Source organism: Mycobacterium sp. 20KCMC460, assembly GCF_022179425.1.
In the GTDB taxonomy this organism is placed as follows: Bacteria; Actinomycetota; Actinomycetes; order Mycobacteriales; family Mycobacteriaceae; genus Mycobacterium; species Mycobacterium kiyosense.
In genome coordinates, this window is record NZ_AP025524.1 from 3,186,042 (window position 1) to 3,206,093 (window position 20,052).

Sequence of the window (20,052 nt, forward strand, 5' to 3'; positions counted from 1 at the left end):
CGCGCCGGATTGATGGCATCCTGGCCGGGTGGGAGTGTTGTTCCGGTTGATCGAGGTGCTGCTGCTGCTCTTGCCGCTGGCCGGTCTGATCGTCGCGGGGGTCAAGGCGGTGTCGTCGCTGGGTCGCCGGGCGCAGCAGCAGACCGAGAACGCGGCGGCGTCCGAGGTGCGCGAAGTCCCGCCGGTGAATCAGGCGGCGCGGTGGCAGGCCATCCGGCGTGCCATCGACGCGCACGAGCAGACCGACGCCCGCTGGCTGCAGTACGAACTCGACGCGGCCAAACTGCTCGACTTCCCGCTGATGACCGACCTGCGCGATCCGCTGACCGCCGGATTTCACAAGGCCAAACTGCGCGCCGACCTGCACAAGCCGCTGCGGGCCGAGGACCTGGTCGACGACCGTGACGCCGCCGCTACGTATCTGGAAGCGGTGCAGGACTACGTCAGCGCCTTCGACGCCGCCGAAGCCGAGGCGATGCGCCGGCAGCGCAGTGACTTCTCCACCGAGGAGAGGCAACGGTTGGTGCGAGCGCAAAATCTGCTGCGCATCGCCGCGGACTCGGCTGCCACGGCCCAGGAGCGTAAGCACGCCTACGGGTTGGCCCGCACCGAACTCGACGGACTGGTCGTGTTGCCCGACGTCACCCGCGACGGTATCGAGCGTGGCATCGCCGGCGAGATCGACCCCTAGGACTGGTCGGTTTTCAGTCGCACCATGCGCGTGGTGGTGCTCTCGTCGAGGTCGACGAGTTCGCTGCGCGAGCGCAGGAAGTCGCTGAAAGACTTGAAGCCCAGAGACTTCTCGCTGAACGACGGGTTCATCCGCTTCATCTGCGCTTTGACTTCGGAATTGTGCAGCCAGTCGGCGTCGTCCTTTTCCTGCCCGATCCGCAGCGCCCGCTCGAGCAACCCGGTGGCGGCGGCCTGCGGGTCCGGTGGTGGCTGCTCGTCGTCGGTCTCGGCCTGGCTGGCGTGCCGGCCGCGTTTGCGGGTGGGGGCCGCGGTGGTCGAGATCCCGGGCAAGGCGTCGTAGGTGACGAACTCGTCGCAGGCGGCGGCGAGTGAGCCGCTGCTGGCCCCGGCCACCCCGATTCCGACGACGTATCGACCCAGCCGTTTGCAGCGTTGCGCCAGCGCGATGTAGTCCGAATCGCCGCCGACGATCACCACGTGGGTGAGGTCGGGTAGCCGGAACATGTCCTCCACGGCGTCAACGGCCAATCGGATGTCGGCGCCGTTCTTTCCGTAAGAGGCCGCCGGGAACAGCTGCACCAGGTCGACCGCGCGCCCGACCAGCTGACCGTGGTAGTTGGCGTTCACCTCCGCCGACCAGTCGGCGTACGCCCGGGTGAGCACCAGCGTGCCGAACGAGGAGGCGAAGTCGATGATGGCGCCGAGGTCGACTTCGGCCGAGCGCAGCCTCTCCTTGTCCAGCCCCTTGGCCTTGTCCCGGTGGAACGTGTTGCGGCCGTGAACCTGGTCGTAGCGCGAGATGACGATGTTGTCGAAGTCGAAGTAGACGGCTACGCGCGTCGCGCTGGAATCGGTCATCGGGTCATCGTCTGCTATCGGCGGCTCGACTACCAGTGCGCGGCTGCACCCGGTAGGCGGTGCCGCGCTCGTCGCGCACCCAGAGGGTGTCGCCGTCGCCGATCGCGGTCCCCTCGGCGATCAGTTGCCGCTTGAGCACCTTGTGGGTGGCGGTGCTGGGCAGCTCGGCGGCAATGCGCACGTAGCGGGGGCGTGCTTTAGGGGACAGGTCGGGCTGTTCGTTGAGGAAAGCTTCGAACGATTCCGGCTCGAGGGCGCGGTCCTGGTGCAGTACCACCGCGGCCATCACCGCATCGCCCACCCGCTCATCCGGCACCGCATACACCGCTACTCGGCTTATTGCATTGTGGCGCAACAGAATCCGTTCGATCGGTGCGGCCGCCAGGTTCTCGCCGTCCACCCGCATCCAGTCGGCGGTGCGGCCGGCCAGATAGATCCAGCCCTCGGCGTCCTGGTAGGCGAGATCTCCGGACCAGTACATGCCGTGGCGCAGCCGTTCGGCGTTTGCTTCGGGGTCGTTGTAGTAGCCGCTGAACAGCCCCGAACCGGTCGGGTTGACCAACTCGCCGATGGCCTCGTCGGCGTTGATCAGGGCGCCGTGCTCGTCGAAGCGGGCGACCGGGCACTGGGTGAGGGTCTCGCTGTTGTAGACCGCCGCGCCGCCCATGCCCTTGCCGATGGAGCCCGGCGGGGTGCCGGGTTCACGCACCACGATCACGGCGTTCTCGGTGGAGCCGAAACCGTCCTCGACCCGGGCGCCGAAGCGACGCGCGAACTGTTCGATGTCCTTTTCGTTCGCTTCGTTGCCGAACGCCACCCGCAGCGGGTTGTCGGCGTCGTCCTCGCGTTCCGGGGTGGCCAGGATGTAGGCGAGTGGTTTGCCGACGTAGTTCATGTACGTGGCGTTGTAGTGCCGAACGTCGCGCAGGAAGTTGGTCGCCGAGAACTTCGCCGGCACGATCGCCGCGCCGGAGACCACGGCGGGTGCCCAGCCGGCGACCACCGCGTTGGAGTGGAACAGCGGCATCGACACGTAGCAGGTGTCCTGCTCGGTCAGGGCGAAACGCTGGGTCAGGTTGACCCCGGCGAATACCGGCATCAGATGCGAGACCTGCACGGCTTTCGGGTTCCCACTGGTTCCGGAGGTGAAGATCATCATGAACGGGTCGGTCATCTCGACCTGACGATGCGGGACCAGGGTGCCGGCCTCGGCGACCAACTGCTTCCACTGCGGAGTCGAGGTGTCCAGGACCAGCGTGCCGGCCAGGTCGAGGCCGTCGAGCAGGGGCCGGTGCTCGGCGTCGGTCACCACGATCTGGCAGTCCGACCGGCGGATGTCGGCGGCCAGCGCCGCACCCCGCCGGGTGGTGTTCAGCCCGCACAGAACGTAGCCGCCCAGCCCGGCCGCGGCCATCTGGGTCAGCATGTCGGGTGTGTTGCCCAGCAGCGTCCCGATGTGCATCGGCCGGTTCGGGTCGGCGGCGGCCAGCAGCGCGGCCGCCTGGGCTGCCGACTCGGTCAGGTATTCGGCCCAAGTCCATTGCAGGTCACCGTATTTCACCGCGGTCGCGGAATCGGCCGTGCGCCGGTGCAGCAGGGTTTGAATGGTATCGGTCATGGCGTGGCCTTCGTTCCTCCGATGCCCGGTGGGGCGCATCGACCGCGGTATTCGATGCAGCAGCAACATTGCGTTTGTCAGGTTATGACAAGCGTCCCCGAGTGGCGCACAGGGGAGCAGGACACGGCTCGACGGTGTACTGGTCGTAGACGTACGTGGCTTCACCAGGGAGCTGGTGGGGCACACCTATGCTTGCGCCAATGGCGACGTGCGCGATCATCGGGGGCGGTCCGGCAGGGATGGTGCTGGGGCTGTTATTGGCCCGCGCCGGGGTTGACGTAACGCTGTTGGAGAAGCACGGCGACTTCCTGCGCGACTTTCGCGGCGACACCGTCCACTGCTCGACCATGCGACTCCTCGACGAACTCGGTCTGTGGGAGCGCTTTTCGGGCTTGCCGTTCACCGAAGTACGCAAAGCGGCCTTCGAGTCGAACGGTCGCGCGGTCACCTACATCGACTTCGAACGGCTACGCCACCAACCACATCCGTTCATTGCGATGGTGCCGCAGTGGGATCTGCTCAATCTGCTCGCCGCGGCCGCCGGCGCCGAACCCACCTTCACCCTGCGGATGAACACCGAGGTCACCGGGCTGGTCCGAGACGGTGAGCGGGTCCGCGGGGTCCGCTACCGGAGCGCCGACGGACCCGGCGAGCTGCGCGCCGACCTCACCGTCGCCTGCGATGGCCGCTGGTCGGTCGCGCGGCAGGCGGCCGGGCTGCGGGCCCACGACTACCCCGTCAAATTCGATGTGTGGTGGTTCAGGCTGCCGCGCCACGACGACACCGAATTCTCGTTTCTGCCACGCAGCGCCCCGGGCAAGGCGCTCGGTGTGATTCCGCGCGAGGGCTATTACCAGATCGCCTACATCGGCGCCAAAGGCTCCGATGCGCAGCTGCGGGCGCGGGGCATCGAGGCCTTCCGCCGCGAGGTCGCCGCGCTGGTGCCCGAAGCCGCGGACTCGGTCGGTGCACTGGCATCGATGGATGAGGTGAAACACCTCGACGTGCGGGTGAATCGCTTGCGCCGCTGGCACTGTGACGGCTTGTTGTGTATCGGCGACGCCGCGCACGCGATGTCGCCGCTGGGCGGGGTGGGCATCAACCTCGCGGTGCAGGATGCCGTCGCCGCCGCGAGAATACTGGCCCGACCGCTGCTGGAACACCGACTGAGCGGCCGTGACCTGGCGGCGGTCCGGCGCCGACGCGTATTTCCCACCGCGGTAACGCAATTCGTGCAGCGGATCCTGCACCGGGGGCTGCTCGGTCCGCTGTTGCGCGGCCGGGACCCGGCCCCGCCGGCCACGCTCTTCCGAGTGATCGACCGGTTGCCGTGGCTTTCAGTGGTGCCGGCCTACTTCATCGGGGTTGGGGTGCTACCCGAGCATGCCCCGGCTTTCGCCCGCCGTCCCTGAACCCGCCGCGGATCGCCATCCCGGGCGCTGCCCGACCCCGGAGGCTCGGTCGCAACCGCTCTACTAATGTAGAGTAAGCCCGTGCGACCAGCCAGCCTCCTGACCGATGGATAAGCGCCGCAAGCCCAACCCGGCCGAGCGCCGTCGCGAGCTATGCGACACGGCGATTCAGTTGTTGGCCGACGACGGCGCCAAGGGTTTGAGCCATCTCAAGGTCGACCGCAAAGCCGGCGTTCCGGACGGGACGACGTCCTTCTACTTCCGAACCCGTTCGGCGCTGCTGCTGGCCGCGGCGGAACGGCTGGCCGAGTTGGACCTGGCAAACCTTCAATCGGTTGCCGACGATCCCGCCGGCAGCAGGGCGGATGGCTCACCGTCGCTGCTGTCGCAGGTGGTGATCCGCAGCGGTTGCGAACCCGAGCTGTCCCGGACCCGCGCCAGGTACGAGCTGACGATGCAGGCGGCCCGCGATCCGCAGCTGGCCGCCACCCTCGCGCACGGCACCGACGCGTTTACCAAGCTGCACCGCGAAATCCTGGTTCAGCTCATGCCGCACGGCGCGCAATTGGAGCCCGGCGTCGTCGAGGATCTGAGCAATGTGACGCTGACGTTCATCAACGGGCTGCTGTTGCGCTTTGCCCACGGCGACCGAATCGTCGACAGTGCAGAGCAACTCGACGGGATCCTGGCCGCCATCGCCCGGGGCATTCTGAAAAGTCCGGACAAGGGCCGACTCACCGGTGTCGGCGCCCCGCGCCCCGCCGCCCGCAGCAGGGCCAAAGAGCGTGGCTGAGCGGGCGGGTTCCAAGCGCCGCCGTGTCATCCGGGCCTTGTCACGGCAAGAGTCGTATGGTTCTCTACGAGTATAGAGATACAGGCGTCGGTGACCTTGCCAGTAGCCACGGGGTCGTCGGTGAAAGAAACAATCGATTAAGCGGAGCGTACAAATTGTGCAAGCTGTTTCGAGCGGCTTGAGTGTTGGAAACGACGGTGGCAGAGGAGTTTTCGTGACGACGAGTACTGACGTCGACCTAGCCGGCGTCCGGCTCAGTCCCACCTCGACTGTGCGCGGCTGGGAGTCCATGCCCGCTCTGGTGCCGTGATGGGAGACCGAGTAGCGGGAAAGGTCGCGTTCATCACCGGCGCCGCGCGCGGGCAGGGCCGCAGTCACGCCGTGCGGTTCGCGCAGGAGGGTGCCGACATCATCGCGATCGACATCTGCGGCCCGATCGACAACCTGACCTACGAGCCGTCGACGCCGGCCGATCTCGCCGAAACCGCCGAACTCGTCGGGGCCCTGGATCGTTACGTCGTGACCGCGCAGGTCGACGTCCGCGACTACGACGCGCTGAAGTCCGTTGTCGACGACGGTGTTGCCCGACTGGGCCGCCTCGACATCGTGGTGGCCAACGCGGGCATCGGCACCGTGGGCAACAAGCTGCACAAGATCGGCGAGAAGACCTGGCAGGACATGATCGACGTCAATATGTCCGGGGTCTGGAAAACGGTGAAATCCGCTGTGCCGCATCTGATCTCGGGTGGCCGTGGCGGTTCGGTCGTGCTGACCAGCTCGGTGGGCGGGCTCAAGGCACTCGCGCACACCGGCCATTACGTTGCCGCCAAACACGGTGTGGTGGGACTGATGCGCAGCTTCGCCGTCGAATTGGGACAGCACATGATCCGGGTGAACGCGGTGATGCCGACCCAGGTCAGCACCCCGATGGTGATGAACGACCGCACCTATCGCCTGTTCCGTCCCGACCTGCCAAATCCCGGGCCCGACGACCTCGCCCCGGCTTCGCAGCTGATGCATACGTTGCCGGTGCCCTGGGTGGACGCCGTCGACATCAGCAATGCCGTCCTATTCCTCGCCTCTGACGAATCTCGTTATGTCACCGGCGTTTCGCTTCCCGTCGACGCGGGCAGCTTGCTCAAGTAGAGGAGAGTCACATGCCCGAGTACGACTACGAAGAGATGAAGAAGGAAGCAGAGCAGTACATCAAGTTCGAAAAAGACGTCAAGAACCGGATCGCCTACATCACCTTCGACCGTCCCGAAGCGCAGAACTCCACCACGCTGGGGATGCGGCAGCACTATGCCGATCTGATCCACAAGTGCAACGTCGACGACGAGGTGAAGGTCGTGGTGATCCGCGGCGAGGGTGAGGATTTCGGCAGCGGCGGTGATCTGCCCGAACAGCGCGGAATGCTGGAGAACCCCGGCATGCCACTGCTGCACGAGGTGGCGATCAACGACGACGACGTCAAGTACCCGCCGGGCGGCTCCTACCGCTACCTGTCCACCGTCACCGACTTCTACGCCAAGGCCCGGGCCGGAAACCGGCCACTGCAGGAACTGCGCAAGATCAGCATCATCGAGGCCAAGGGGTACTGCTACGGATGGCACTTTTACCAAGCAGGTGACGCCGACCTGGTGGTCTCCTCCGACGACGCGCTGTTCGGCCATCCGGCGTTCCGGTACGTGGGCTGGGGTCCGCGGCTGTGGTGGTGGGCCGAGACCATGGGGTTGCGCAAGTTCTCCGAAATGCTTTTCACCGGACGGCCGTTCAGTGCGAAGGAGATGTACGACTGCGGCTTCATCAACAGTGTGGTACCCCGGGACAAGCTGGAAGCCGAGACGCAGAAATACGCCCTGGCCTGTTCCCGCTCCCGCCCGACCGACACCGTCGCAGTGCAGAAGACCTTCCTCGAGCTGTACAAGCAGCACAAGGGCGAGTACTTCGGCAGCCTGCTCACCGGCATGGTCGAGGGCATGCTGCCGATGATCGCCAACGACGCCGAGGAGGTCGACCTGACCGCGGGCACCTTCGAGAAGGGCCTCAACAACGTGGTCAAGGACAACGACCTGAACTTCCCGCCGGAATGGCGGCTCAGCCGGTCGGGACGCAGCAAGCCTTGAACGCGCTGGCGGCGAGAGCATGTCGGCACTGACGGTGGCCCGTCCATGACGGCGCCGCTGGACCGCACCGCAGCGTTGGTGACCGGCGCCAGCAGTGGTATCGGCGCGGCGGTGGCCAAAGCCCTTGCCGCCCAAGGGGCTGCGGTAGCGCTGCTGGCGCGGCGCGCCGACCGGCTGGCGGCGGTGCGAGCCGAGATCGAGTCCGCCGGCGGTACCGCGATATCGGTGCCCGCCGACGTTACCGACGCCGAGCAGGTGGCTGCAGCGGTCGATCAGGTCGTCGGCGAGTTCGGCCGCCTCGACATCGTGGTGAACAATGCCGGACTGATGCAATCGGGACCTGCGGCCACGGCGCCGCTGCGCGACTGGGAGGACATGGTGTCGGTCAACGTCGCCGGTGTCCTCTACGTCACCCGCGCCGCCCTTCCGCATCTTGTTGCGGCGGCGGCTGATTCGCCGCGCGGAGTCGCCGACCTGGTCAACATCAGTTCGACGGCCGGTTGGGTCGCGCGGCCGGGCACAGCGGTCTACTCGCTGACCAAGTTCGGGGTCAACGCATTCAGCGAGGGGCTGCGTCAGGAGATGATCGCCAGCCGGGTGCGCGTCGGGGTGGTAGGGCCGGGGACCGTCGACACCGAGATCTTCACCCATCTGGCCGCACCGTCCCGCGAGGCATTCGAGCGACAAACCGCCGGGATGATCAAGCTGGCTCCGGAGGACATCGCCGATGCCGTGCAGTACATGGTGACTCGCGATCGGCGGATGGCGGTCAACCAGATGCTGGTGCGCGCCGCCGAGCAGACCTGGTGACAGGCGAGGGGGTACCGGCGGTTGTCGGTGACGCGTCTGGACGCGCGTTTCCGGTGGATCCCGACGGATTGCGCGCCGGCGGGGCGCAGCTGCTGACGGACCTGTTGCGTTCTGCCGAGACGTTGCCGGCGGACAACTGGGTCGTTGACCTCACCGGTTTCGAGGAGGTGGCGGCCGGCAGCACCGGCCGCAAGGTTGCGCTCACCGTTCGATACGCCAAGCTCGACGATGCTCTGCATACCGAGTTGTTCGTCAAGTTCTCCCGTGACCTCGACAACCCGGTCCGCGACAATGCCAGGACGCAGATGGAGCCGGAGGTGCGGTTCGCCGAACTGTCCCGCGCCCCGGGCTTTCCCATCGCGGTGCCCCGCGCACTCTTCGCCGACTACCACCGGCGGACGGGTGCCGGGATACTGATCACCGAGCGGATCATGTTCGGCAGCAACGGGATTGAACGCCACTATCCGAAGTGTTTGGACTACCGGATGCCGCGTCCGGAGGAACACTACCGGGCGTTGCTGACCGCGCTGGGCCGGCTGGCCGGCGCGCACCGGGCGGGCCTCCTGCCGCAGCATTCGACCGAGCACTTTCCGCTCGATGTGCGAGCGGCGACGGTGGGCGAGCGGCGCGTCCTGACCGCGGAACAGCTGGATCGAAAGCTTTGCCGGCTCACCGAGTTCATCGGAACCTGGCCGGGTCTGCTGCCAGTGGCGGATCCGGACTTTCTGGACCGGCTGCGCCGCGACGTGCCACGCGTTGCGCTGCACGAGGACCTCATTCTGCGCCAATTGGCCCGCGACACCGACTATGTCGCGCTGTGCCACTGGAACGCCAATGTGGACAACGCCTGGTTCTGGCGAGAGAGCGACGGCGTGCTGCGGTGTGGATTACTCGACTGGGGCTGTGTGAGCCAGATGAACCTGGGCATGGCGATCTGGGGGGCCATGTCGGGGGCCGAAACCGATTTGTGGAGCGACCATCTCGACGCGCTGCTGGAATTGTTCACCGACCAAGTCCGCCACAGCGGCGGACCGGCCCTGGACCCGGACCGGCTGCGCCGGCACACGTTGCGCTATGCCGCAGTGATGGGTGTCGCGTGGTTGCTCGACGTACCGGCGTTGCTCGGCAAACGATTCGGTACCGATGTGCCGCCGGATCGTTTCGACCCCCGCATCAGTGAGCACGAGGATGTGCGCGCACCGCTGCAAATGCTGGTGAACCTGCTGAACCTGTGGCAACGGCATCGCATCGGTGACTTGCTCGACGAGGCTATTGCCGAAGTACGCTGACTCCGGCATTGAGGAGGTTCGTCGATGACGATGCCGGGGCAGTCGGCACATACCCAACCCGCCGGGTTGCACCAGCCGGGGCGGCGACCAACCTGGACCCGGGTTGCCAGGTATCCGGTGCTTGCCCTGACGGTGCTCGTGCTGGGCTACCTGATCTTCCAGGTGTTCACTGCAAACGTGCACTCCGGGTCGCGCATCCAGCAGGCCGGCGGCACCCGGGTCACCCTCACCGCCCGCACCGTCGACGCTGCGCGGCCGACCGCCCAAGTGCTGACTCAGGCGCAACAGGTGATCCGGGCCCGGGCCAACAGAATCGGTATCCCGGACATACAGGTGGCCGTCAACGGCGACAACATCGTGGTCACTGTGCCCAGTGACCGCGCGGGCGACATCGACGCGCTGGTCCAGACGGCCCGGCTGGACCTGCGTCCGGTCATCAGCTCGGTGCCGGAACAGCCGGCCCCGTCCGTTGCGCCGGGGGCACCGCCGGCGCCCGCAGGTGGGGCAACGCCCCCCGAGTCAACCGAATCGGCGGTGCCGTCCGACCCGCGCCAGGACCTCGCCCAGCGCATCGCCCAGGAGAAGAAGTGGCGGCAGAGCGACAGCTCCTACCTCCAGATGGTTGCTCTACAGTTTCAGGCCACCCGGTGCGGCGGCCCCGACGTGCTGGCCGGCAACGACGACCCGCAGCTGCCACTCATCACCTGCGCCACCGACGCCAAGGCCGCGTACCTGCTCGGGCCGTCGATCATCGACGGTGCGGGCATCCAAGACGCCGACGCTGTCCAGGGTGGCAGCGGTTACCTCGTCAACCTGCAGTTCAACTCCAAGGCGACGGCCGTGTGGGCCGACTACACGGCCGCTCACGTCGGCACCCAGATCGCATTCACATTGGATACCCGAGTGCTCAGCGCTCCGGTGCTCAACGAGGCGATACCCGGCGGTCGTACGCAGTTGAGCGGCGGTGACCCGCCTTTCACTCAGGCAACCGCTCGCCGGCTCGCCACTGCCTTGACATCTGGATCGCTGCCGGTGGTGTTCGAGTCCTCGGCTCGCGAAACCGTTGCGCCACAACCCGGTTACCGTCACCCGATCGTCGGGTTGCCTCCCATCGCGCAGACCGCGCCCGCGCTCGTCGTGCTGCTGCTGTTGCTTGGTGCGCTGGTTTATCTGTACTGGCCGCGATCGGCTGCGCGCCCTTGACTGTTCGCACACTGGTTGCCGCCGGTGGCCGCACAACGACACGGTCAACGAATCGCAACGAAGAGTCACGATTCGGGCACCGGGCTGGATTCCCGGTGCACCGGATGCGACCGTGGTCGGCGTGAGTCTTGATGTCGGCGAACGATGCCACGCGTCGCGTGGGCATTGGGCGGACCGGCCGCCGCGCCGCTGCGCCCGCGGTCACTGGTTGTTGCCCGGCCACATGACCGTCGACACCGTGGCCTGCTCCTGTGGCGCCCACGTGCGCTGGGAGTGCGAGTGCGGCGCCGCCACCTACGGGCCGGCGCTGATCGAATCCTGCAGCGTGGCTCGCTAAAAGCCGCTGACCCGGCGAGGTTGCTGCGCTGCCGCGCCGGCGAAGGTGTCGAGCATCCCGGCCGCCGCGCGGTGCCAGGTGAACATCTCGGCGCGATGCCGCGCGCAGCCGCGACGAAGCTGTTCGGGCCGGCTGATCACGTCGGTGACCGCCGCTGCGATGGCCGCCGGATCGTTGTCGGCCACCGCACCGCTGTCGCCGGTCACGATCTCCGACAGTGCCGAGGTGCTCGACACCACGGCCGGCGTGCCGCACGCCAGCGATTCCAGCGCGGCCAGGCCGAACGTTTCATGCGGCCCGGGCGCCAGCGTGACGTCGGCCGATGCCAGCAGCGCGGCGACGGTACGCCGCTCGGCGACGAAACCGGTGAACTCGACCGGGAGCCCGGCGGCCTGACGCTGCAGCCTGGCCTGCAGCGGGCCCGCGCCGACGACGACCAGTCGGGCGTCCACACCGGCGTCACGCAGCGCGCCGAGGGCGTCGATGCTGCGGTCGACCCGCTTCTCCACCGACAACCGGCCGCAATGCACCAGCAGCAGCTGCTCGGGTGTGGCGAAGCGCTGACGCAGCACCGCACATCGGTGCCGCGGATGGAACGTGCCGAGGTCGACGCCCAGCGGGACGGTCACGACATTGGCCGCGCCGATGCGGTCGAACTCTTCCCGCGCGAAATCCGTTGTGCACACCACGGTGTCGTAGTCCGCTGCGGTGCGCCGATTCGCGAAGTCGGCGACCAGCCGCGCGGTTCGGCGCGGAAGCACCTGTCCGGCAAGGCGATCCAGACGTTCATGCGAGATCATCACGGTGGTGGCTCCGTGTGCGCGGCCCCATTGGCCGAGCGAGCGCAGGGTGAGCCGGTCGGAAACCTCCAGCGCGTCCGGGCGCAGTGCGGCCAGCAGCGCGCGAACCGGGCCGGGCATGATTGCCCGGTAGCCGCCTGTGAGCGGAAGCAGCTTGGCGGGCAACATGATTCGCACAACACCGGTATCCAGCTGGCTGCGCTGCGGGTACGGGCCCGGGACGATCAGGAAGACCTCATGGCCCCCGGCGCAGTACTCGGCGCCGAGTCGGTCGACCGCCGTGCGCAGCCCACCGGACCGGGGTCCGTAGAAGTTGGCGACCTGAACCACCCGCATACCGTGAGGAAAACCGTTGCGCATGTGCGGTCAACGAGCGCGCGCCGTCCGTCGCCTGAATACTGTGTGAACTCCGGCTCGGTGTCAGCTGGGCTTCTTCAGGTGGGGGTCTAGCAGCTGGTGCCAGGCCCTGGACATGTTGTTGAACTCGTCCTCGCAGTTGCCGGCCCGGTCCTCCGGCAGATCCCCGGAAGTCACAATGCCGGCGTTGGCCGTCGGATCCGATCCGTAGATCCAGCACTCCCAGTTGTACATCCGGGTGATGTCCATCGGATGTCCGTCCCAGAACGGCAATTCGTTGGCATCGCCGGCTTCTCTGGCACTCAGCTTCCAGTCCTGCGCGGTGTTCATCGCGATGCGCACACCGTTGGGGTAGGGCAGGTTGTCCGCGCCGGGGGCCAACAGTTCGAAGGCGGACAGCTGATCGGCCACGTCCTCCTCGCGCCCGGTGAAAGCCAGGTCGTAGATCGCCAGGGTGGCGTGACCGAGTTCGTGGTAGAAGGCGGAGATCTTTGCGTCGACGGCAGCCTGTACCGCATCCGGGTTGCCGGCATTGGCGAAGCGCTGCTCACTGTGCGCGATGTCCTCGTAGCACAGCAGCACTTCGTTGGTGTTGGGATCCCAGAAGTCGTTGTCGCCGCACGCCTTCCCCACCACCGCCACGTCGTGCGGCAGGTTCAAGGTGTCGTTGACGTGCTGGGAGACCGATTCCAGCACCTTGGCGTCCGCCATCAGCTTGCGGCCGGCTTGAGCATCCGGCGTTTCGGCCTCTTCGTAGCGGAACGTCATGGTGGCCCTCGTGGCCCCCGTGGCCCCGGTGGCAGCCGGGACCGGTTCCCCGGACCGGGGCGACTGCGACGTCGTGGCGGGCCGATTCGGTACCGACGTCTGGTCGGACTGGTGGCTCTTGGAGCCGCCGCAGCCGACGGCCGCCAGCAACGAAATACCGATGGCGACAACGACAACCGGCCTGCGCATTGATCCAGCCCCCTTACGATGACGCCCGCGCGTCAGGTGAGCGCGTCAGCGCCGACGTTGCGGAGCTCGGCACCCGTCAGAACGTTACGACAACCAAGTGCCGGAAATCGGGGATTCGCCCTGATAAGCACCGCGGGCGACCGGTGTCGGTTAAAAACTGTCTATCCCGGGATGAGAATGGTTGAATTAGCCGACTCCGCCGGGGTTCGTCTCGGCGTCGATCGAGAAGGTGATACCTCGTTGAACTGCTATGAGCCGCGGCCGGAACCCCGACCCGCGGCGCGGCCGGGGTTCACGCGTTGATCAGCCGGTTCATCTACCGTTTCGCGTTGCTGATCGTCGGGGTGTGGGCTCTGCTCGCCGTCGCGGGGAACGCCCTCACCCCGCCGCTGGAGCGGGTCGTGGCCGACGAGGACGAACCGTTCGTGCCGTCGGGTACCAGCACCGCGCTCGCGGTGCAGCGCTCGGCCGCGGCGTTCTCCCAAGTGCCCACCGACAACATCGCCTACCTGGTCCTGGCGCGAAATGCGATCATCGACGGCCATGACCGGGAGTTCTACAACCACCTGATCACGGCCCTGCGCGCGGACTCCGCGCATGTGCTCGAGCTGACCGACTGGTTGCGGGTGCCTGCCACCGCCGACGCCGCCACCAGCGACGATCAGCACGTAGTGCTGGCGCGGATGCGCCTGGCGGGCATGGTGGGCACCACCGAAGCGGTCGATTCGATCAACGCGGCCCGCGGCATCGTCGCACAGCTGCATCCGCCCGAGGGCCTGCGCGTCTACATCACCGGCGCCGGTGCCACCGTCATGGACGAGTTCGAGGCGATCGACCGCCAGACCCAGGTGATCTTGGCGATGACGTTCGCGGTACTGCTCATCCTGCTGCTGATCGTCTACCGTTCGCTGATCACCGCTATGGTCCCGCTGGTTTCGGTCTTCGTGGCGCTGTCCTTGTGCAAACCGGTGGTGACCGACCTGGCGTCCAAGGAACTGATCAGCATCTCGCTGTTCTCGCTGTCCGTCAGCGTCGCGGTGGCGGTCGGCGCCGGCACCAGCTTCGCGATGTTTCTGATCGGGCGCTACCACGAACGGCTGAGGCAAGGTTTCGCACCTGCCGCCGCGCTGGCCGACGCCTACCGCGGCGTGGCGCCGACGATCGTCGGTTCGGCGCTCATCGTCGTCGCACCGTTGGGGGCGCTGGCCTGGCTGAGCCTGGCTCGGATCAGCATGTTCGCGTCCACCGGAATTCTGTGTGCGATCGGCGTTCTCGCGACCGCCCTGTCGGCGTTGACGTTGACGCCGGCTCTGGTCGCGCTCGCCAGCCGCGCCGGTCTGGTCAGACCGCCGCAACGCAAAGGTCTGCGGCGCCGCTGGCGCCGGGTCGGCACCCAGGTGGCGCGCTGGCCGGCGCCCATTCTGGTGTCCAGCGGCATCCTGATCCTGATTCTGATGATCGCGTTGCCCGGCGTCCCGATCGGTTGGGACGAAACCAGGACGACATCGGCGAAATCGGAGTCCCGGCGCGGCTACGACGTCGTCGACCGGCACTTCCCGCCCAATCAACTGTTTCCTGACGTCGTCACCATCGAAACCGACCATGACATCCGCACTCCCGCGGGGTTGACCGCTCTCGAACAGGTCACCAGCGCGATCATGGGGATCTCGGGCGTGCGGATGGTGCAGTCGGCCAGCCACCCCGCGGGGATGGTGTCCAAGCAGGCCGCGTTGACCGCCACCGCCGGCAACGTCGGTGACCGCATCGACGAGTTCTCCGACCGGCTCTCCGCCCGCGACGCGACGTTTGCAAACCTCGACAGCGGGCTGAGCGACCTGTTCAACGGCCTCGACCTCATGCAGTCGGGCACGTTGGCGGGCAGCTACGCGATCGGCGGCGTGAGCCTGGCGGTGCACATCACGCAGCAGGCCGTCAGTAAAATCCGTGCCCGGTCCGGGGATGTCTCCGAAATCTTCGATCCGTTGCGCAGCTTCGTCCGGACGATTACCGATTGCCGCCGGACGCCGGTGTGTTCGGCCGCCCAAGAGGCAACCCAGTGGTCGGCCACCGTCGTCAGCGATTCCACCAAGCTGGTCGATGCCGCGGAGCAACTGGCCAAGGCCGTTGCCGACGCGGCCACCTCGTCCGGTCTAGCCGGCGCCGCCGCCGTGATCAGCGCCGCCGGTGGGCAGATGGCCGAGATCCGGGCCAGGGGTTCGGGCCTGCGCGAGGTGCTGAACAACGTCCGTCCGGTACCCACCCAGGAGCTGCCGGCCTACCTGCACAGTCTGATGTCGGTCTCGCAGGGCAGCCCCGGCGTCAACCTCTACGCGTCCCGGACGATTCTGATCGACCCGACCATGCGGCCCGCGCTGGACGAATTCTTCTCCCAGAACGGGCATGCGACGCGCCTCTACGTCTACGGAAACGGCCACGAGTGGGGCGACGAGGGGGCGATCCGGGCACGCGCGATCTCCGCCGCGGTCGCCGATGCGACGAAAGACGGTGCGCTCAAACCGGCCACCGTGGAACTGACCGGCGTCGGGCCGGTCACTCGCGACCTGCAAGACATCATCGGCGGCGACTTGGCGCTGTTGGCGGTGCTCACCCTCGGCGTCATCCTGGTCATCTCCGCGGCGCTGCTGCGCAGCCCGATCGCGGGACTGGTCGTGCTGGGCACCATCGCGGCGTCCTATGTCTGCGCCCTGGGCGCCAGCGTGCTGTTCTGGCATCGGCTGCTGCACCACGAATTGCACTGGTCGGTCCCGCCGATCGCGTTCGTGTCGATGATCGGCGTGGCGTCCGGCGGTAATCTGCTGTTCGCGCTGCGGATCCGGGAGGGACTGGCCGCCGGGATGCGCACCAGCCTGATCCGGGCCTATGCCGCCACCGGCGGCGTGGTGACCGCCGGCGGCATCGTCGTAGGCATCGCCACGATCGCGCTCTCGGCGAGCCGGGTGTTGAACGTGGCGCAGATCGGCTTCACCGTCGGCGTCGGCCTGCTGCTCAACGCGCTGGTGATGCGCGCGTTCGTGCTGCCCGCCATGATGGTGGTGCTGGACCGTTGGCTGTGGTGGCCGCGGCGCTCGGCCGCAGACGAAGCCGAACTCGAGCCCGTCACCGCTTGATCCGCTGGGTTCCGAATGTGTTTGGGGTTCGCGAGGCTGCGGAGGAATTGCCATGAGCGGTGACCGGTTGCTGGCGGGTCGAGGTGCGGTGGTCGTCGGCGGCAGCCGCGGCATCGGACGGGCCGTTGCTGAGTTGCTTTGCGGCCTGGGCGCTTTCGTTGTGGTCAACGGCCGAGACCCGGAGGTGGTGCAGGGAACCGTTGCCGCGCTGACGAACGCCGGGGGGCAGGCCAGTGCGGTGATCGGCGCGGCCGACGACGAGCGCGTCGCGGCGGCGCTGATCGGGGAGTGCGCGAACGGATTCGGGCGGCTCGACATCCTGGTCAACTGCGCTGGGATCGCCGAACCGCCGCGGTCGTCGATATTGCGGATCACGACGCAGGAGTTCGACCACCTGATCGGATCGCATCTGGGTACGGTGTTCCACACCTGCCGCCTGGCCGCGCCGGTCATGGTGGCGCAGGGTCACGGCGCGATCATCAACACCGGTTCGGCGGCGTTTCTCGGCGACTACGGCGGCACCGGCTATCCCGCTGGCAAGGGCGCCGTCAACGCGTTGACGATGGCGATCGCCGCGGAGCTCAAGGCCGACGGGGTGCGGGCCAATGTGGTGTGCCCCGGAGCCAAGACGCGGCTGTCCACCGGGCCGGAGTATGAGCGGCACATCGCGGATCTGCATCGGCGTGGATTGCTCGACGAGCTGACGATGCGCGCATCGCTGGACGCCGCGCCCGCGGAGTACGTGGCACCGGTCTACGCCTACCTGGCCAGCGACCTGGCCCGCGACGTCACCGGTCAAATCCTGGTTGCCGCAGGCGGTTTCGTCGGACGCTACGACCGGCCGACCCCGAAGTTGCTGGGCTACCGCGACCACCACGACAGCGACCCGTGGTCGGTGGCCGAGTTGCACGCGCTGATCGGCGGTTGATCGGCTGCGGCTCGGCTATGCGAACCCGATGCATTCCAGGTTTACCCGCATGAGCAGGCGGGTAATGAGGTACCGGGGGATTTTGCGCTCGACGGGGAGCCGGGGATCCTGATTTCGAAACACCTTGCACGCCAACAACTCAGGTAGGCGGCCAATGGAACGTTTAAGCGGAATAGACGCATTTTTTCTCTACATGGAGACGCCGACGCAGCCGTTGAATGTGTGCTGCGTGCTGGAATTGGACTCGTCGACCATGCCGGGTGGCTACAACTACGGCCGGCTACGGGCCCTGCTCGCCCAACACGTCCGGGCTGTCCCGGAGTTCCGGATGAAACTCGCCGACAGCCAATTCAACCCCGACCATCCGGTGTGGGTCGACGACGAAGACTTCAAGTTGCGGCGCCACCTGCACCGCGTCGCCGTGCCCGCGCCGGGCGGCCGCCGTGAACTGGCCGAGATCTGCGGGCATATCGCGGCACTGCCGCTGGACCGCGACCACCCGCTGTGGGAGATGTGGGTGATCGAGGGAGGGGCTCGGGAGCATTGCCTGACGGTGCTGCTCAAGGTGCATCACGCGGTGGTCGACGGGGTGGCCGGGGCAAACCTGCTGGCCCAGCTGTGCGGCCGGCAGCCCGACGCGCCGGTGCCCGAACCGGTCACCGGTGCGGGGCGGGCGAGCACCCTGCGGATCGCGGCAACCGGGTTGCTGAACGTCGTGAAACGGCCGCTGCGCCTGGCGACCGTGGTGCCCGCGACACTGGTGACCCTGGCTCAGACGGCGTTGCGCGCCCGGGACGGCCGTACCATGGCGGCTCCGTTCAGTGCGCCCACGACTCCGTTCAACGGTCCGCTGACGCGGCAGCGCAACGTCGCCTACACCCAACTCGACATGCGCGACGTCAAACGGGTCAAGAACGCGTTCGGGGTGACGGTCAACGACGTGGTGGTGGCGCTGTGTGCCGGGGTGTTGCGGCGATACCTGCTCGAACGCGACGCGCTGCCGGATACGCCGCTGGTGGCAACTGTGCCGGTGTCGGTGCGCGACAAATCCGACCGGCCCGGGCGCAACCAGACCACGTGGATGTTCTGCCGGCTGGCCATTCACATCAGCGACCCCGTCGAGCGCCTCCACGCCATTGCGGCGGGCAACGCCGCCGCCAAGGAGCACACCGCGGCCATGGGGCCCAGCCTGCTGCACGACTGGACCGAGTTCGGTGGGCAGACGATGTTCGGCGCGGCGATGCGCATCCTGCCGCGAATTCCGTTGAGTACCAGTCCCGTTTACAACATGATCTTGTCGAACGTGCCCGGGCCGCAGGACAAGTTGTATTTCCTGGGTTGCGGACTCGAGTCGATGTACCCGCTGGGTCCGCTGCTCGGCGGTGCGGGACTCAACATCACCGTGATGTCGCTCAACGGGGCGCTGGGCATCGGCATCATCTCCTGCCCCGACCTGTTGCCGGAATTGTGGGGGATGGCCGACGCGTTTCCCGATGCGCTCAAGGAGCTGCTGGTGTGCAGCGATCGGGTGCAGCGCAGCGCCGCTGCGGAGGATTAAGACCAGTTGCCGGTGCCGGTCGCCAGCGCCTCGACGGCTGCGTTGACATTCGGGATGACGGGGGCGCCGTAGCGGGCCACGATCTGGCCGAGCGCGCGGGCGATGTGCGGTCCGACGGCGTCGGCCAGCAGGGTGTCCTCGGCGATCACGATGCCGTTGACGATGTGCCCGGCCCGCAGCCGGCCGTCGCGGGCCACTTCGTAGCGCCAGTCGCCGATCTGGATGCGCTCCGGATTGGAGGAGAAGAATCCGCGCTTGGCCGGCGTGTGCACCACGCCGGGGAGGCCGGCGAAAATCCGGACCACCAGCGCCACACCGCCGGGCCCCGACAGCGCGCCGGCGATGGTTCGACTGACGCGGTCGGGATCGAATTCGAGCATCAGTTGTCCATCGGCAGCACGAAGGTGGGTTTGATGGTCTCACCGGTTCCGGTGCGCCGCACCGCTGTTCCCGCGGTGTAGAACTCCACGGTGTGGTGACCCCACGCGTAGTTCGAAACGGCGAAGTGCACGCCGACAACGCCGGTGCCGCCGTCGCGCTCCGCCTCGGTCTGCATACGCGACATCGCCAGCTCACGCGCCTGATAGTTGCCCTGCGTCCACTGCGGCATTTCCATGTTGCGGCCCATCTGCTTGAGCGTCTGCATGAAACCCTGCACGGCGATGTGAAATACGCAGTTGCCCATCACGAATGCCACCGGGGTGTGCCCGGAGCGCAGCAGCGTCACCATGTCCTGACCGGACAGGTGACTGGTGAACGCCTGCCCGTTGGGGCGACGGAAGGCGCCCGGCTTCTCGGTGTAACGGACCGCGGTGCCCACCGCCATGAACTCCAGGTGCTCGCCGCCCTCGCCGTGATGGCGCCAATTGAGCCGCACCCCGACGATTCCGTCGGCGTGCAGGGCGTCGGCTTCGGCCTGCATACGCGCCATCGCGTTCCAGCGCGCCCGATAGGTCGCCTCGGTGAGCACGCCCAGTTCCTGCTGCTGGCGCATGCCGGTGAACTGGTAGCCGACGTGATAGACCGAAACCCCCATCACCAACTCGATCGGTTCGAACCCGGCGCCGTGCAGCAGCGCGAACTCGTTGATCGACAAGTCCGACGTCCACGACTTCGACGCGTGCGACAAGCGTTCGCTGGCTACCGGATCGAGCGCGTTTGGCTCCATGTGCGGACGTCCCTCCT

The 20,052-nt window shown here is 67.3% G+C and carries 18 protein-coding genes; 12 read left to right on the forward strand and 6 right to left on the reverse strand.

The window, feature by feature from the left end; translation table 11 throughout:
- Positions 1-28 precede the first annotated feature (28 nt).
- Entirely contained in the window at positions 29-691 is a 663-nt protein-coding gene (locus MKCMC460_RS14720) for a hypothetical protein (protein ID WP_236983723.1), read from the forward strand.
- On the opposite strand, the gene MKCMC460_RS14725 is transcribed toward MKCMC460_RS14720, so the two are convergent.
- Positions 688-1,551 carry an NYN domain-containing protein gene (locus MKCMC460_RS14725; protein WP_238304467.1) on the reverse strand — a complete coding sequence of 288 codons (864 nt, stop codon included), beginning with the start codon at positions 1,549-1,551 and terminating at the stop codon, positions 688-690. The genes MKCMC460_RS14720 and MKCMC460_RS14725 overlap by 4 nt on opposite strands.
- A gap of 4 nt (positions 1,552-1,555) precedes the next feature.
- Positions 1,556-3,169 (reverse strand): fatty-acid--CoA ligase FadD1, encoded by a 1,614-nt coding sequence (gene fadD1, locus MKCMC460_RS14730; RefSeq protein ID WP_238304470.1) that lies wholly within the window; start codon positions 3,167-3,169, stop codon positions 1,556-1,558.
- A gap of 200 nt (positions 3,170-3,369) precedes the next feature.
- Between fadD1 and MKCMC460_RS14735 the strand changes: the two genes are divergently transcribed.
- The 8 genes from MKCMC460_RS14735 (at position 3,370) to MKCMC460_RS14770 (ending at position 11,139) form a co-directional block, all read left to right on the forward strand.
- A complete protein-coding gene (locus MKCMC460_RS14735) occupies positions 3,370-4,581 on the forward strand; it encodes an FAD-dependent oxidoreductase (RefSeq protein WP_238304472.1) in 1,212 nt (403 codons plus the stop codon).
- A 106-nt stretch (positions 4,582-4,687) separates the two neighbouring features.
- The gene (locus MKCMC460_RS14740) at positions 4,688-5,374 is read left to right on the forward strand and encodes a TetR/AcrR family transcriptional regulator (protein WP_236983721.1); all 687 of its coding nucleotides are present in this window, start codon (positions 4,688-4,690) and stop codon (positions 5,372-5,374) included.
- Positions 5,375-5,683: 309 nt separating this feature from the next.
- Positions 5,684-6,520 (forward strand): mycofactocin-coupled SDR family oxidoreductase, encoded by an 837-nt coding sequence (locus MKCMC460_RS14745; protein WP_236983719.1) that lies wholly within the window; start codon positions 5,684-5,686, stop codon positions 6,518-6,520.
- An 11-nt stretch (positions 6,521-6,531) separates the two neighbouring features.
- The gene (locus MKCMC460_RS14750; RefSeq protein WP_236983717.1) at positions 6,532-7,500 is read left to right on the forward strand and encodes an enoyl-CoA hydratase/isomerase family protein; all 969 of its coding nucleotides are present in this window, start codon (positions 6,532-6,534) and stop codon (positions 7,498-7,500) included.
- 45 nt (positions 7,501-7,545) lie between these two features.
- Positions 7,546-8,310: an SDR family NAD(P)-dependent oxidoreductase gene (locus MKCMC460_RS14755; protein WP_236983715.1), complete on the forward strand. Its 765-nt coding sequence runs from the start codon at positions 7,546-7,548 to the stop codon at positions 8,308-8,310.
- Positions 8,307-9,599, forward strand: coding sequence for a hypothetical protein (locus MKCMC460_RS14760; RefSeq protein ID WP_238304474.1), 1,293 nt, complete (start codon positions 8,307-8,309; stop codon positions 9,597-9,599). The genes MKCMC460_RS14755 and MKCMC460_RS14760 overlap by 4 nt, the downstream gene beginning before the upstream one ends.
- A gap of 24 nt (positions 9,600-9,623) precedes the next feature.
- Positions 9,624-10,802, forward strand: a complete 1,179-nt coding sequence (locus MKCMC460_RS14765) for a hypothetical protein (protein WP_236983711.1) — start codon at positions 9,624-9,626, stop codon at positions 10,800-10,802.
- A 121-nt stretch (positions 10,803-10,923) separates the two neighbouring features.
- Entirely contained in the window at positions 10,924-11,139 is a 216-nt protein-coding gene (locus MKCMC460_RS14770; RefSeq protein WP_236983709.1) for a hypothetical protein, read from the forward strand.
- Here the strand turns inward: MKCMC460_RS14770 and MKCMC460_RS14775 are convergent.
- Positions 11,136-12,275, reverse strand: a complete 1,140-nt coding sequence (locus MKCMC460_RS14775; RefSeq protein ID WP_236983708.1) for a glycosyltransferase — start codon at positions 12,273-12,275, stop codon at positions 11,136-11,138. The two genes, MKCMC460_RS14770 and MKCMC460_RS14775, sit on opposite strands and share 4 nt — an antisense overlap.
- An 84-nt stretch (positions 12,276-12,359) precedes the next feature.
- Positions 12,360-13,064: a DUF4344 domain-containing metallopeptidase gene (locus MKCMC460_RS14780; protein WP_370653175.1), complete on the reverse strand. Its 705-nt coding sequence runs from the start codon at positions 13,062-13,064 to the stop codon at positions 12,360-12,362.
- A gap of 488 nt (positions 13,065-13,552) precedes the next feature.
- Here MKCMC460_RS14780 and MKCMC460_RS14785 point away from each other — a divergent pair, with 488 nt between their 5' ends.
- The 3 genes from MKCMC460_RS14785 to MKCMC460_RS14795 all read left to right on the forward strand — a co-directional run bounded on the left by MKCMC460_RS14785 (position 13,553) and on the right by MKCMC460_RS14795 (position 18,867).
- A complete protein-coding gene (locus tag MKCMC460_RS14785) occupies positions 13,553-16,381 on the forward strand; it encodes an RND family transporter (protein ID WP_238304478.1) in 2,829 nt (942 codons plus the stop codon).
- Between the two features lie 52 nt (positions 16,382-16,433).
- Entirely contained in the window at positions 16,434-17,309 is an 876-nt protein-coding gene (locus tag MKCMC460_RS14790) for an SDR family NAD(P)-dependent oxidoreductase (RefSeq protein ID WP_236983705.1), read from the forward strand.
- A 154-nt stretch (positions 17,310-17,463) separates the two neighbouring features.
- Positions 17,464-18,867 carry a wax ester/triacylglycerol synthase family O-acyltransferase gene (locus MKCMC460_RS14795; protein WP_236983704.1) on the forward strand — a complete coding sequence of 468 codons (1,404 nt, stop codon included), beginning with the start codon at positions 17,464-17,466 and terminating at the stop codon, positions 18,865-18,867.
- Here MKCMC460_RS14795 and MKCMC460_RS14800 read toward each other — a convergent pair.
- Together MKCMC460_RS14800 and MKCMC460_RS14805 are read right to left on the reverse strand one after the other, a co-directional pair.
- Entirely contained in the window at positions 18,864-19,247 is a 384-nt protein-coding gene (locus MKCMC460_RS14800; RefSeq protein ID WP_236983703.1) for a DUF5073 family protein, read from the reverse strand. The two genes, MKCMC460_RS14795 and MKCMC460_RS14800, sit on opposite strands and share 4 nt — an antisense overlap.
- Complete coding sequence (locus tag MKCMC460_RS14805) at positions 19,247-20,035, reverse strand: heavy metal-binding domain-containing protein (protein ID WP_236983702.1); 789 nt, start codon at positions 20,033-20,035, stop codon at positions 19,247-19,249. The genes MKCMC460_RS14800 and MKCMC460_RS14805 overlap by 1 nt, the downstream gene beginning before the upstream one ends.
- Positions 20,036-20,052 lie beyond the last annotated feature (17 nt).